General features: G+C 55.8%; 9 protein-coding genes, 1 tRNA gene and 1 pseudogene. 5 read left to right on the top strand and 6 right to left on the bottom strand.

Features of this window, described 5'->3' with window-relative positions; genetic code table 11:
• Positions 1 to 201 precede the first annotated feature (201 nt).
• From JAO29_RS23345 to JAO29_RS02455, 4 genes and pseudogenes are all read left to right on the top strand, one after another.
• Positions 202 to 626, top strand: a pseudogene (locus JAO29_RS23345) (DUF2924 domain-containing protein).
• A 10-nt stretch (positions 627 to 636) separates the two neighbouring features.
• Positions 637 to 1,308 carry a recombinase family protein gene (locus tag JAO29_RS02465; protein ID WP_334266581.1) on the top strand — a complete coding sequence of 224 codons (672 nt, stop codon included), beginning with the start codon at positions 637 to 639 and terminating at the stop codon, positions 1,306 to 1,308.
• 82 nt (positions 1,309 to 1,390) lie between these two features.
• A complete protein-coding gene (locus JAO29_RS02460) occupies positions 1,391 to 2,812 on the top strand; it encodes an AAA family ATPase (RefSeq protein WP_334266580.1) in 1,422 nt (473 codons plus the stop codon).
• A complete protein-coding gene (locus JAO29_RS02455; protein WP_334266579.1) occupies positions 2,813 to 3,637 on the top strand; it encodes an HNH endonuclease in 825 nt (274 codons plus the stop codon).
• Positions 3,638 to 4,093: 456 nt separating this feature from the next.
• Here the strand turns inward: JAO29_RS02455 and JAO29_RS02450 are convergent.
• A tRNA-Ser gene (locus JAO29_RS02450) sits at positions 4,094 to 4,183 on the bottom strand.
• A gap of 107 nt (positions 4,184 to 4,290) precedes the next feature.
• Between JAO29_RS02450 and JAO29_RS02445 the strand changes: the two genes are divergently transcribed.
• Positions 4,291 to 5,226: an RraA family protein gene (locus JAO29_RS02445; RefSeq protein ID WP_334266578.1), complete on the top strand. Its 936-nt coding sequence runs from the start codon at positions 4,291 to 4,293 to the stop codon at positions 5,224 to 5,226.
• 19 nt (positions 5,227 to 5,245) lie between these two features.
• Here JAO29_RS02445 and JAO29_RS02440 read toward each other — a convergent pair whose 3' ends face one another.
• The 5 genes from JAO29_RS02440 to JAO29_RS02420 all read right to left on the bottom strand — a co-directional run bounded on the left by JAO29_RS02440 (position 5,246) and on the right by JAO29_RS02420 (position 13,333).
• A complete protein-coding gene (locus JAO29_RS02440) occupies positions 5,246 to 6,520 on the bottom strand; it encodes a sensor histidine kinase (protein WP_334266577.1) in 1,275 nt (424 codons plus the stop codon).
• 133 nt (positions 6,521 to 6,653) lie between these two features.
• Positions 6,654 to 8,057, bottom strand: coding sequence for a sigma-54-dependent transcriptional regulator (locus JAO29_RS02435; protein WP_334266576.1), 1,404 nt, complete (start codon positions 8,055 to 8,057; stop codon positions 6,654 to 6,656).
• Between the two features lie 14 nt (positions 8,058 to 8,071).
• Positions 8,072 to 9,964: a TolC family protein gene (locus JAO29_RS02430; RefSeq protein WP_334266575.1), complete on the bottom strand. Its 1,893-nt coding sequence runs from the start codon at positions 9,962 to 9,964 to the stop codon at positions 8,072 to 8,074.
• Complete coding sequence (locus JAO29_RS02425; protein WP_334266607.1) at positions 9,961 to 10,668, bottom strand: ABC transporter ATP-binding protein; 708 nt, start codon at positions 10,666 to 10,668, stop codon at positions 9,961 to 9,963. Before JAO29_RS02425 ends, JAO29_RS02430 begins: the two co-directional genes overlap by 4 nt.
• A 109-nt stretch (positions 10,669 to 10,777) precedes the next feature.
• Entirely contained in the window at positions 10,778 to 13,333 is a 2,556-nt protein-coding gene (locus JAO29_RS02420; protein ID WP_334266574.1) for an ABC transporter permease, read from the bottom strand.
• Between the last annotated feature and the right edge of the window lie 15 nt (positions 13,334 to 13,348).

Genomic DNA, 13,348 nt, shown 5'->3' with positions numbered 1-13,348 from the left:
ACGCACCAAGTACGCGCACCCTTGCCTCATGGCTTCACATCAGAATGTCACCTGTGCAAACGTCAAGGTCGTGCTGCCGTAAGGTGTACCAACTGTTTGCGGTCTCAGCAAGGACAAAAGCATATCGCCCGATAAGTTTGTCTTGACTCTCTGCCCCAGGCAGAGCGTCACTGGACTCAGATCGATTTGTTTGAGAGATGAATGAGTCAGACAGCTGAGATATTTGAACGCCTGCCTTCGCTAGATCGAGCCGACCTGCTGGATCTTTGGAAACGGAACTTTGGACGAGCTGCATCGCCTGGTCTTCGCCGCGAGCTGATGCTTCCTATCCTTGCGTTCCGAATCCAAGAGATCACACACGGCGGCCTAAGACCCGAAATAGTGGCAAGACTTCATGAGCTGGTTGCCCCACGACACCCTCGCCCGCAGAAAGCGTTCGGACATTCAAATCTGGGACGAAGCTCGTTCGTGAGTGGAAGGGCAAGGTTCACGAGGTTGTCGTCACTGCGGATGGGTTTGAATATCAGGGGGGAATCTACAAGAGCCTTTCTCCGATAGCTTGTCGTATCACCGGTACTCACTGGTCAGGCCCAGCGTTCTTCGGCACGAAAGGTAAGCAGAAATGAAGACCATTCGATGCGCCATCTATACACGGAAATCCTCCGAAGAGGCCTGGACCAGGCTTTCAATTCTCTGCACGCACAGCGCGAGGCATGTGAAGCATACGTTCTGAGCCAGAAGCACGAAGGCTGGCAGGTGCTCTCCGCCAAATACGACGATGGTGGATTCTCGGGTGGAAATATGGAGCGTCCGGGCTTAAAGAAATTATTGACCGACATTGAATCAGGGAAGGTCGATACAGTTGTCGTCTATAAAGTCGACCGCCTCACCCGTTCTCTAGCCGACTTCGCCAAAATCGTCGAGACCTTCGATGCAAAAGGCGTCAGCTTCGTCTCAGTCACCCAGCAGTTCAACACGACAACATCTATGGGACGGCTCACTCTGAACGTCCTGCTTTCATTCGCTCAGTTCGAGCGGGAGGTGACTGGAGAACGTATCCGGGATAAGGTTGCTGCTTCAAAGAGGAAGGGAATGTGGATGGGAGGTAATGTTCCTCTGGGGTATGATCTCCACGACCGACGCCTGATCATCAATCTCCAAGAGGCGGAACAGGTCAGAGCGATCTTCGAGCATTACATCCGCCTAGGGTCGGTCTTTGAGCTTTACGACTACTTGAGAGCGAATGGATATCGCAGTAAGCAGAGGGTAAGTTCGGCGCGCGCTGAGATGGCACATAGCTCGCTGTAGAGGAGCGCCGTTGCTACATTTCTACGTCTATCGACCGCCAAAGCGACGGAAGCCTCGCGTCGTACGTTTTCCGGCAGTCTTTTTGTTTGACGACAATTGGAATGACTACGGTTTTTACACACTTTTCAAAGCAAGCATTCAGTTGGCTCCCGACACGGAAGAAATAGAGCTCGGCGAAGTGAAAATTCTCGAGATCTCTGGAGATGAACCAATTTACACTCCGACGATCGAGGACTACTTCACATCCTTGGCGACGCGCTTTTGTTCCCTCGGTCAATCGGTTCGTTATTACCGCCACCTTCGTGACGATCTGCCAACGAGTGTGCGGCGCGAATACCTCAAGTCCCTGCAAGATATTGTCTCAAGGCCGAAACAGCGAGCAAAATTCGAGAAGCATCGCGGTTTCGAGACCTCACTCCTTAGGAATGGGAGTGCAAGAGATTCTCTACGACGGGGCGGACACTACATCGGTGCTCCAGTGGAAGAACTTGAGCCGCCTGCATTCGGCTTCGAGATGACATTGCCTGACTCCAAAGCGCCTCACGAAGTCGCTTTAGATTTCTCACCTCATCATGGGTTGCCAAATCGAATCAATTTGCTAATCGGTCGCAACGGCACTGGAAAAACACAGCTTCTTGCCCACCTTGCCCAGACCCTTTACGGCGCAGATCGATTGGGGGATGAAGAAAACGATCTGGCAGGAACGGCGAGAATAACCGATGGAGTTCCGGAATTCAGCAAGATCATCGCCATCTCTTACAGTGCCTTCGATCAATTTCCGATCCCGACGCCTGAGCCAAGACGTGGGAGAAAGAGCAGGTTCGACTACAAATACTGCGGCCTGAGGAACGCGTCGGGAGCGATAGACGTCGCTGAATTGAAGATCATGCTTGACGAAGCCATGGAGGCGATAGAGTCCGAAGATCGAATCGATATATTCCAATCTTTGGTCAATCGCCTATTGGGTTCGCGGATAGGCGGCCATTTTGCTTCGGATAGGGCGTATCGCGATAACATTTTCGCTCGCCTTAGTGCTGGACAGCGATTCATCATAGCGGTCACAGCAGACGTCGTCGGGTTTATCGAAGAAAGAAGCATTCTCCTTTTCGATGAACCGGAGACCCATCTGCATCCTGGTCTCTTGAGCACTCTGATCGCGATTCTTGAAGAGATACTTCGAGAATTTCAATCGTTTGCGGTCATTGCGACCCATTCGCCGATTCTGTTGCAGCAAGTTCCGCGCCGATATGTTCGTGTTCTGAAGCGCCTTGGATTTCGGACAACAATTGGTCTACCGAGCTTGGAGACTTTCGGTGAGGATCTTGGTGAACTCACGCGGCATGTATTGGATCTAGCAGAACCTGAACAAGATTTTCACGCTGTTCTCGACCGGCTCGTTGGTGAAGGTATGGATGCCGAAGAGATTGAGGCGATGTTCGAGCGCGGCCTGCCTTTGCCAGCACAAATCTACCTTCAATCTCTAATTACCGAGGACGATGAGTAGATGCGGCACGTTGCGCCCGTAAATATCGCCGGCCTTCCTACCCTAGCCGATATAGAAGCCAGTCTCAAACCCACTTATAAGGCTGAGATTGCTAACGCCATCACACCGATCGAAAACGCCTACGAAAGGTTCGATGCGGCGAAGCCAGATGGTCTGCATACACTGGACCCGATTGGGCTTTCTCTGAACGCCCGCAGAGCTCTCGAGACAGTATTCAGTCGACGGCTCGGTACATTCGGTGCTGTGATGGACGCCATCAATGATCACTTTGCAGACACAGGCAACAGCACCTGTCCTTACTGCAACTTCGGTGAGCAGTGGGAGCAAGATCATTACTTGCCCAAGAGCGCATTTCCAGAGTTTACCCTGTACGCGGCAAATCTTGTCCCGATTTGCAAAGTCTGTAATGGGAAGAAAAGAGCTCGTTATCAGGCGGACGGTGAACGTCTCTTTTTGTATGCGTTTTCCGAATTGAACGGAGTCACGGGCCTGCTAAATGTGGATGTCGCTTACGAACCCGCGATCAATGTTTCCTATTCGCTAGCTGATACAGGCGAGCTGGAAAACTACGCCGTTTTGGATCGTCATTTCCAAGCTCTAGATTTGGGCCGTCGCTACTCAAGGCAAGCTTCGTCCACCTTAGCTCGTCTGGTGAGGACCTTCAGGACTCCGGTAAGTTTAGGCTTGGGCCGACGGCAGCTGCAGCGTCGGATAGAGCAAATGGCCGAGGATCGTGCAGCGCAGAGTCCGCCAAATCATTGGGAGTTTGCATTGCTTGACCATCTGGCATCCTCCGCGGATTTTGTCGCTTACATCTTCAATTAGCGAAGGTCGGTTGGCGCAGACAGAGCTAAAGCAAGCAAGACCTAAGGGAAAAATTGTGGCTGAAGCTGCGTCTGCAGCCAGTCGTAACCCTCCGGCCAGCCACTATTCAACACCCGTCAGCACCCTCACAGCTCAGCTAAATGCGACATTTCACCCGGCTCGTCTAGTCTTGGTGTCGCTGAAGGTTTCGACCTCTGCCGAACCCCTGCAGAGGTCGGAGATGGGCGGCTGTTGATGCGACCTGCAGGGAAACTGATGTTGTCAGACCGCCGCCTCGGAGACAGGTGGTCGGATCGCAATCTCCGCTAAGTTCAAGACACTTGGAGAATCAACCGCCAGAGAAGGAAAATTCGTGCAACAGAATCATTCTCTGCTTTCCCTTCCCAATATAAATCCCTTGAATTTTCGCGTATGTTCTGCTTTTTTCTACGAAGAAGAGCCAGAGAGAAGACTCAATGGCGGAGGGAGAGGGATTCGAACCCCCGTTGGCCTTTCGACCAAAGCGGTTTTCAAGACCGCCTGTTTCAACCACTCACACATCCCTCCGTTGGTGGCTTGTACTAGTTTACCAGCACGTAATCCTCGGCCGGGAATGAGTATGAGCCATGGCGGACGGAGTAGTCTGGTTGAGCAAATCGTAAAGGAGTTTCAGGGTGAATCAGTTGCTCGTGCGCGTTTTTTGCGTTTTGGCTATTGCCGGATCGCTCGACCTTTCAGCACAAGTCAAAATGACCCGGCAGCAGATCCTGTTCTACACCGCTGACTGGAAAGGCGAACGTTTTCCGGACGGAAGGCCTAAGATCCCGGCGTCTGTAGTTCAGCGAGCAGCAAATGTAACCATCGAAGATCTCTGGGATTTTCTGCAGGATCGAGGCTATCGCTGCCAGTTTGAGAATGGCTGGCAGGCTCTCCACATTGATCGCCCCATGACAGGCCGTGCTCTCACCGCCCAGTATATGCCGGCACGCCCCGATATGGTCGCGGCCATAAAGGCGGAAGGGAAAACCGAAGGCCGGACCGGCGGCAACAATATGTGGCCAATCAATGAACTCCAAAACGAAGACATCTATGTCGCCGATGGATTCGGAAAGATCGTGGAAGGAACACTCATCGGCTCCAATCTGGGCAGTGGGATCGCCGCGCACTCCCAGGTTGGATTTGTCTTCGATGCGGGGATCCGCGATGCCGCCGAAAATCGAGAGATCGCCCATCTGAATGGCTTCTATCGCGGGAGCGATCCGTCGGCATGGAAGGACATGACGCTCACCTCTATTAATGCGCCCATACGGATCGGCCGTGCGACGGTTCTTCCAGGAGACCTTGTTGTCGCCAAGCAGGACGGCATAATCTTTGTGCCGGCATCTCTCGCGGCGGCGGCCGTTGCGTCTGCAGAGTTTACTAATCTTCAGGACGCATTCAATTTCGAGCTGAACTCTTCAGGAACGAATGGAGCTGAGTTCGAAGGAGGATGGACCCCGGCAAAGTACAGTGCATTTGCAAAGTGGATTGATCAGCACCCGGATAAGCTGAAGATGACGCGACAGGAATTCGATGCAGAACTCGCTCACCGTTCGGGTCAATCCAAATAGCAGCGTCTCGACCAGACGACTACGGAGTAGTGTCTCGTGACGAAATGTGCAGTGGCAGTCGGAGTTCCGCTCTGCAGCCAGTCAATCCCTCACCGCGGTTCCGCAGAACTACAGATCCGCGGTGAGCTTGGGCGATCTGTTGCGCGAGCACCAGTCCGACTCCCGTTCCGTCAGGCTTGGTCGTATAAAAAGGTACAAACAGATTGCTTGCGTTTGTCAGCCCGGGCCCGTTATCTGTGACTGCAATCACAACTTCGCTCGCCGTCGACGTCCACTCCAACTCAACACAGGCGCCGCAATCGTGAGTGGTATCGGGCCCCAGGGCGGCCTCTGTGGCATTCCGGACCAGATTGATCAGCGCTTGCTGAATCTGATCCGGATCCACTGATACGCGAATCTCCGCTCCTGCTTTCATCTTTACAGTCACGCGGGTCTCCAGCCGGGCTACGCGATCGACAAGAGGGGCAAGGGAAATGGGTTCCAACCGTGGTGCGGGCAGACCCATCAGCTGCCGATAAGCTTGAAGAAAGCGGTTCAAAGATTCAGCGCGATTCTCGATGACTTCCAGACCTCGATAGAAATCGGAGCTGTGTTCTGGTGGAATCTGTTCGGTCACCCGGATTCGCAGTGTCTCCGCGATGGATTTGATCGGAGCCAGTGAATTGTTGATCTCATGCCCGAGCACTCGGATCAGTCGTGCCCAGGCCAATCGCTCCTCTTCCCGAAGTGCCGCGCTCACGTCAGATAACACGATCAGTGTGTGCGGAATCCCGCTCAGCCGGAAGCTTGCCCGCTTTACGATCCATCTTGACGCCTGCTGTCCGTCCCCCATCGAGAACAGATCGTCATCCGTGGTATTCAACAGATAAGCCAGCTCGAATGCTTCTGCGGGAACGCCAAGGCTCTTCCTCCCATCGAGTTGAAGCATCTGCTCCGCTGCTTTATTCACCAGCTTGATCTTCCCGGCAGGATCGAAGGCAAGGACCGGCGACTGCATGGAGTTGAGCACGCGTTCAAGCAGTGCAGTGGCTTCGAGCGCTCCAGCGCGTTGCGCCTGCAGCATCCCCGCCAGCGCATTGACCTCCAGCGCCAGGTCGCCCATCGCATCATTCCTGGTTGCACCACGTGCGCGGAAGGAGTAATCGTCTTCGCGCAGTGCGGCAACGACATTCGCAAGGGTCTGAAGAGGACGGGTAATATGCTCCATCACCAGAGAGACGACGAATGCCCAGATGCCGCCGAGAATTAGCAGCACCAGCCACACAATGGACGCATCAGTCTTCTGGGTTCGCATCAACAAGCCGCTTAGCAATAGCAGCGGCAATCCCATGAGATACAGTCCAATGCGAAGCCGCCGCTCGAAGTTCAGCCGTCGACGTGTTCTCCCAAGAGTTATGCGAGTAACGGGTGGCGAACGCGGCTGCAGATCAAAGGCCATATTTTTCAATGCGGCGATAGAGCGCTCCGCGGCTCAGACCCAGGGCATCCGCGGCGTGACTTACATTTCCATTGGCGCGCGCTAGAGCCTTGCGGATGAGAACCGCTTCCACCGTTTCGAGGTCCATCTCATCCAGACTTTGCGCCGCTCCCGTACGCTGCATCTGCAAGCCTAGATCTCCAATCTCGATGCGTTCGCCGCGAGCCATCAGAACAGCCCGCTCGATTGTGTGATCAAGCTCCCGGACGTTCCCGGGCCAACTGTACTGCAACATCAATTGCAGCGCCGCCGGCTCCATGCCCTGCAGCGGGCGGCGGTATCTCGCGGAGTGGCGCGCGAGAAAGTGTGCTGCCAGCAGCGGTATGTCTTCGCGCCGCTCGCGTAATGTGGGCAGCGAAATTTCGACCGTGTTCAGGCGAAACAGCAGATCTTCACGAAAGCGTCCCGCGGCACACTCACCGCGAAGATCGGCATTAGTCGCTGACAGCATGCGAACATTTACGCGTAGTGTCTTCGACGATCCAACCCGTTCCATTTCACCGGTTTCAAGCACGCGGAGTAGCTTTGCCTGCTGGCGTACTGGAATGTTCGCAATCTCATCCAGAAAGAGTGTGCCGTTGCTGGCCAGCTCGAAGCGGCCAATACGATCGGCGCGCGCATCGGTAAACGCACCTTTCACATGGCCGAACAACTCGCTTTCAAACGTGCCCTCGGGCAAGGCGCCAGTGTTGACAGCGACCAGTGTTCGATCCGCGCGGTTCGAAAGACGATGCAGCGTCTGCGCAACCACCTCTTTGCCGGTGCCGTGTTCACCGGTGATTAGCACGTTGGCATCTGACGGTCCAATTCGAGCCATCGTCTCAACAACGGGACGCATCGACGGAGATGAAGCTATGAAGTTGGGCGCTCCGGGAGCTCGCAGGATTCGATTCTCCGCCTCCAGCCATTGCGCTCGTCGCTGGCTCCGATAGAGTTCCATCTGGGTCCTCAGGACGCTTAGAAGCCTCGCATTTTCCCAGGGCTTCTGAATGAAATCTCCGGCTCCGCGGCGCATCGCTTCGACGGCCAGTTCGATATTCCCCCATGCCGTCATCACCACGATCGGCACTTGCGTATCTATCTCGCGAATCCTTGCCACCAGCTCCAGACCCTCCTGGCCCGAAGTCGTGTCGCGGGTATAGTTCAAATCGACAAGCACACCATCAAAGGTCTCTCGTGCCATCGCCTCCAGGGTCAGGGCCGGTGTCCGTACCATCTCCAGCTCATAACCCTCCGGCTTCAGGAGCAGTTGAATCGCTTCCAGAATGTGTGACTGATCGTCAGCAACAAGAAGCCTGCATGGCCTGTCTTTGGCACCATTGCTTGCATCCGTCCTCGTCACTTCTTCCACCATGGAAGCTCTTCCTCTCACTCTCGGTCGGGGACAATTCCGGTCCTAGCCGATTCTATCGAAATATGGTTCGCATCCAGCGTCGTGCCTACGGAGCGGTCCAGCTCGATCTTCGCTTTTTGAAAAGCAGTCATGGCGGCTACCAGGGCGGACTCTGCCGCTGAGAGGTCTCGTCGTGCGGTCAAAGTTTGATAGTTCGAGCCAGCGCCAAGCTCTTGTTCCTTCGCGGTGATGTCGAAGGTCTTTTGGGCTAGATCTCGAGCTTTTCGAGCTGACTCTACTCGTGCCTTGCTTTGCTCCAAAGCATACTCCGCATTGCGGACCTCGATACGAATCTGCTTCTTCAGCTGCTGCATTCGCAACTCGGCCTGTCTCGTCTCCAACTCTGCGCGGTACTGATCCGATTTCGCCACCCGGTTACGAATGGGAACATTCACTGAAACTCCGACATAGTAATCCGGCGCCGTATTGTTGAAGGCGTTGCTCACAGCTCCATGCCAGTCCGGTGGAGAGGTCGAAGGAACGCCGGCGCTGGGATTGGGCGGTCCGGCCAGACCCGTTCCCCCGTAGTAGGCGGTCAATGCGACCGTGGGTAACAACGCATTTCGTGCTGCACTTCGGCTGATCCGGCGGTTTTCCAGGTCGATATCCGATTCGCTCAGTTCGATCCGGTTCTGGAGTGCCTCCGCGATCCTGTCCTCTGTCGAACTCGTAGTCTGAGTGCCCACACTCGCGATCGAGTCCGTCGGGCGGACGGGCATCGCCTCCAGAATGGGGTCGTCCAGGTTCTTGGTCAGTGCATTCTTGATCAGAAGCTCCTGAAACTGGAGAGCTGTCTTGGCAATCGTCAGATCCTGCTCGCGATTGGCCACCTCCGCCTCGTCTTTCATCACATCCATCGCGGGAATCGCCTGGAGCGCCAGCTGCTTTCGCCCGCTGTCCAGTGTCTGGTTCGCGAAATCCAGGGCGCGGCTCTTCACGCCTTCATCCTCGTAAGCAGCGACGAGATCCCAGTACATGTTTTCTATCTGCGTGATCGTGGTACTCACCTGCAGCCGGAAGGCTTGGTCGGAGATCTTCTGGTTGTTCTTCGCGATCCTTAGATAGCGCAGATTGGGTCCAAAGCCGAAGCCTGCCAGCAGTTGCTGCTGCAACGCAACGTGATAGTAGGTGCTGAGGGTTGGATTCAGATAACTCCGCGGACTGTTTGTCGCGCCCCGATTGTTGTCAAACTCCGCCGAGATCGTCGTGCCGGTTGGAAACGACTGTGAAAAGCTGATATCCCCGTCGGTCGTGTTCTGTTGCAACGTCTGCACGCCGTAGATCGAGATGTTCGACAGGGGCTGAGTGTAATGTTCGTTGTCGAAGGTGCCCTTAAGGATCGGATCATAGGACTGCACCACTGTTCCGGCTCCGAGTGTCGATTGCACTAAACCCGAGGCTCCTGAGCCTGCACCACCCGCGCCGCTGGAGGTTCCGCCAGCTCCTGCCCCGCTTGCTCCTGAACCGAATCCTCCTACACCTCCGCCAGGCGTATTCTGCACAACACCCGTATTCACGCCGCGGAACGATGCTCCGGCGCGGGTGCGCAGGATATCTGCCTCGGCGATAGGTATGTTGTAACGCGCAATCGCAAGATCAAGATTATTCTCAAGCGCCAGTGCAATCGCATCGTTCAGGCTTAGTTCCAGAACTCCATTGCGCACCAGAGAATCAATCTTCCCTGTGTTTGCGAGGTTAGGCTGAGGTACGAGTGTCGCCCGATACGTGTCGATCGGATTATGGGAGTGAGGAATATCCAGGCGCAGCGCTGGCGTCGGAGCCTGTGGGGATTGCACCGTCTGGGACCAGGCCGGCAAAGTAGCCAGCAACGCTGCTGAAGTTGCAAATTGGAGCAGGGAATTCCTCAAGGACGAACCTCCACCGGAATATCGGTCGCCTCGCCCGCAGTATCGGAATGAATCCATCCATCCCTCAGCTCAATTGTGCGAGTACCGTAAGCGGCATTTGCCTCTGAGTGCGTCACCTGAACAATCGTGGTGCCTTCTTCGTTCAACTGCCGGAACATCTCCATAATCTCCTTGGCCTGTTTCGATTGCAGGTTTCCTGTCGGTTCATCAGCCAGCAGCAGAGCAGGTTTATGGATCATCGCGCGCGCGATTCCAACCAGCTGCTGCTGGCCCCCCGAAAGCTGATGCGGATAGAGATCCTTCTTCCCCACGATGTTGAAACGATCGAGAGTGTCGGCCACAAGTCCCTGCCGCTCCTGCCGGGGGATGTCTTTGTAAGACAGCGGAAGGTCGATATTCTCCGCGACCGTAAGATCATCCAGAAGGTGATAGCTCTGGAACACCATGCCGATGCGCCTCCGTGCCAGGTCCGCACGTTGCTTGCGGTTCATGGTGTGGACCTCCGCTTCATCAAACAGGAGCTCCCCGCGCCATTGATCATCCAGCATCCCAAGCACATTCAGCAGCGAAGATTTCCCTGCACCTGAGGGGCCCATCACCGTGATGAACTCCCATGGATGAATCGTCAGGTTCACTCTGCGCAGAACCCAGGTCTCCGTATGTCCTGTCTTATAGCTGCGTTCTACATTCCTCAGTTCGATCATGCTTTTTACCCCGGTCAGGATCGTGTACATGTTTCAGGTGCGTCGAAAAGACAAAGCAAAGGCTCGGCTTCGGGAAGAGCAGTGCACTCCCGTCAAGAAGTCTTTTGTTCTATTCCGTTCGAAGTGCCTTGACTGGATCAGTCGATGCGGCTCGCTGTGCTGGAATCAGCCCCGCAGCGCAAGCCGCGAACGCGAGTACCAGAACCGCAAGCGCAAGCACGGTCGAGTCATGCCCGCTCACGTTATAAAGCTGCGACTGCACCAGTCGAGAACAGATCCACGCGGCGGGTACTCCAATCGCCAATCCAATGCCCGCCTGCAGCATGGCTTCACGAAGCACCATGCCAACTACGCTGCTGCGATTGGCTCCCAGCGCCATACGTACTCCAATCTCCGGTGTGCGCCGCGCTACTGAATAGGCAGTGACACCGTAGAGGCCCACCGACGCCAGCGCAAGCGCAACGATACCGAACATCAGCGTCAGACGGGCGATCAGCCGTTCCTGATTGAACTGTCCGTGTATCTGACCCGCGAAGGTGTCGAAGTTAGTCAGTGTCAAATTCGGATTGATGTTCGCCAGGGTGTGTCGCACCTGAGACTCCAGGCCTTCTACCGAACCCTTAGTCTGAAGCATGATTGCGCCCGCATATAGCGAGCGGGTGTCCCCCTCGGGCTTGGTGTGCGCCAACTGAAGCAACGGCCGGAAGTACATCGCACGCGTCGGCTGCTTCAGATTGTTGTACTTGATGTCTGAGACCACGCCGACGATCTCCCAGTCGCCCGCACTCTCCATACCCGACACTCCGAAGTGAGCGCCGATTGGATTCCCTCCGTTGGGGAAGAACTTCTTGACGAAGGTCTCGTTGACCACAACCACAGGGGTCGAGGTGGCTGTGTCCTGCGGAGTAATGCCGCGCCCGCGAACCACTCGGTGGCCTACGATATCGAAGTACTCCGGCCCCACCCGCAGCCACGAAGCACCGACCTGTGAGTTGGCGCCCGGCTCCGGACGACCCTGGAGAAACACGCCCTCACCCCAGTTGTTTCCTTCAAGCGGTGTGTACAGGGAGAGCGAGACGCGCTCCACGCCGGGCAGCGCGTGCAGGTCATCTGTGATCTTGTCGTAGAGTGCCTGCAACTGCTCCGGCTTGTATCCTGCGTTCTCGGGACTGAAGTGCGCTACAACGCGATTGGCCGTCACGACACCGAAGTCCTGATTCTCCAGTTTGCTCAGGCTCTTGGCCATCAGTCCCGCGCCTACCAGCAGCACCAGCGACAGCGCGGCCTGCAGAATCACAAGGGACTGTTGCACCCAGCCAGAGCGATCGCTCGTAGATCGGTTTGATCCCCTTAGAGCATCGGCAGGTTGCGAGTGCGAAGTCACCCACGCCGGAGCCACGCCAAAGATCAGTCCCGTCAGCAGCGACAATCCGAAGGCGAATCCAAGCACCGGCAGAGCGGGGGTGGCATCGATGGGAAGATTGTGTGCATTCGGAAACGCCATCGACAGAAGGACTCGGGTTCCCCCATAAGCGACTGCGATACCGGCAATACCACCCAGGCACGACAGCACTACGCTTTCTGTCAGCATCTGGCGGATCAGCCGTGACCTCTGCGCTCCAAGCGCCATCCGGATAGAGGTCTCTGTTCTGCGTGCCATACCGCGCACCAGTACAAGATTGGCGATGTTGGCGCATGCAATCAGCAGTACCAGAGCTGAGATCGTAATCAGCATCTTCAGCCCTGCGCCCACCTGCTGCTTCATGTTTTCAATCCCGGCGCCCCCCGGCGTCAACGTGACGTGGGAGTTCGCAAGGTTCTTGGCTTGGTCCTTCTTTTGGTACAGCGGAAGGGTCGCCAGGTAATTCCGCAGCGAGGCACTCATCTCTCCCTGCAGCTTCTTGACATCGGTGCCCGGTTTTACCCTTCCAAGCAGATAAAGCCAGTTTGAGCCTCTAGCATCCTTCAGCAGGGTCGTCGGATGAGCCGGGCCTAACTGCGGCTCCAGCACCATCGGGATGTAAAAGTCCGGAGGTGAATCCGTCATGCGGTCGCCGTAAAAACTCGGCGGCGTGATTCCCAGGATGGATACCGGATAAGTATTCAGCACAAAGGTGCTGCCCACGATCGAAGGATCTTCCCCATAGTCCCGCCGCCAGGTCTGGTAGCTCATCACCACGCCCATCGGAGCTCCGGGCTTGTCGTCCGAAGGCACGATCAGACGTCCGGCGTATGGCTTCAGTCCGAACACCTGGAAGTAGTTCCCAGTGACCATCTCTCCCCGTGAGGGCTTCGGCAGATCTCCTGGACGATTGCTGCGCGCCGTGATGCCTCCCAGGCCATAACCGGCCTGCATGGCAGCAAGATTCTCGAACTCCGGTGTTTGATCGCGCAGATGCTCGTAGAGCTCCCAGGCGAAGATCGAGTAGTTGTTTCCGTCCGGAACACCGCCATTGACGCAGCAATCGTCCTGGTCTCCGACACGCACCAGCATCGCCGGATCGGCGACGGGAAGATTCTTCATCAGGACGGCGTGAACCAGTGTGAAGATGGCGGCGTTGGCTCCGATGCCCAGTGCGAGAGTGATAATCGCAGTCATCGTAAAGCCAGGAGCCTTCCTTAACTGCCGCAGCGCGAATTTAATGTCCTGAATCAGTCGGTTCATTACCTGCTCCTATCT

This window comes from Edaphobacter sp. HDX4 (genome assembly GCF_036877565.1).
GTDB lineage: Bacteria > Acidobacteriota > Terriglobia > Terriglobales > Acidobacteriaceae > Edaphobacter.
Note: the sequence above shows the minus strand (reverse complement) of the source record. Positions and strands in the feature narration are given on the sequence as shown.

Excerpts from the sequence above, each read along its gene's own strand:
- JAO29_RS02465 (WP_334266581.1), top strand. The coding sequence starts at position 637 with ATGCGCCATCTATACACGGAAATCCTCCGAAGAGGCCTGGACCAGGCT.
- JAO29_RS02455 (WP_334266579.1), top strand. The coding sequence starts at position 2,813 with ATGCGGCACGTTGCGCCCGTAAATATCGCCGGCCTTCCTACCCTAGCC.
- JAO29_RS02440 (WP_334266577.1), bottom strand. The coding sequence starts at position 6,520 with ATGCGAACCCAGAAGACTGATGCGTCCATTGTGTGGCTGGTGCTGCTA.
- JAO29_RS02435 (WP_334266576.1), bottom strand. The coding sequence starts at position 8,057 with ATGGTGGAAGAAGTGACGAGGACGGATGCAAGCAATGGTGCCAAAGAC.
- JAO29_RS02425 (WP_334266607.1), bottom strand. The coding sequence starts at position 10,668 with ATGATCGAACTGAGGAATGTAGAACGCAGCTATAAGACAGGACATACG.
- JAO29_RS02420 (WP_334266574.1), bottom strand. The coding sequence starts at position 13,333 with ATGAACCGACTGATTCAGGACATTAAATTCGCGCTGCGGCAGTTAAGG.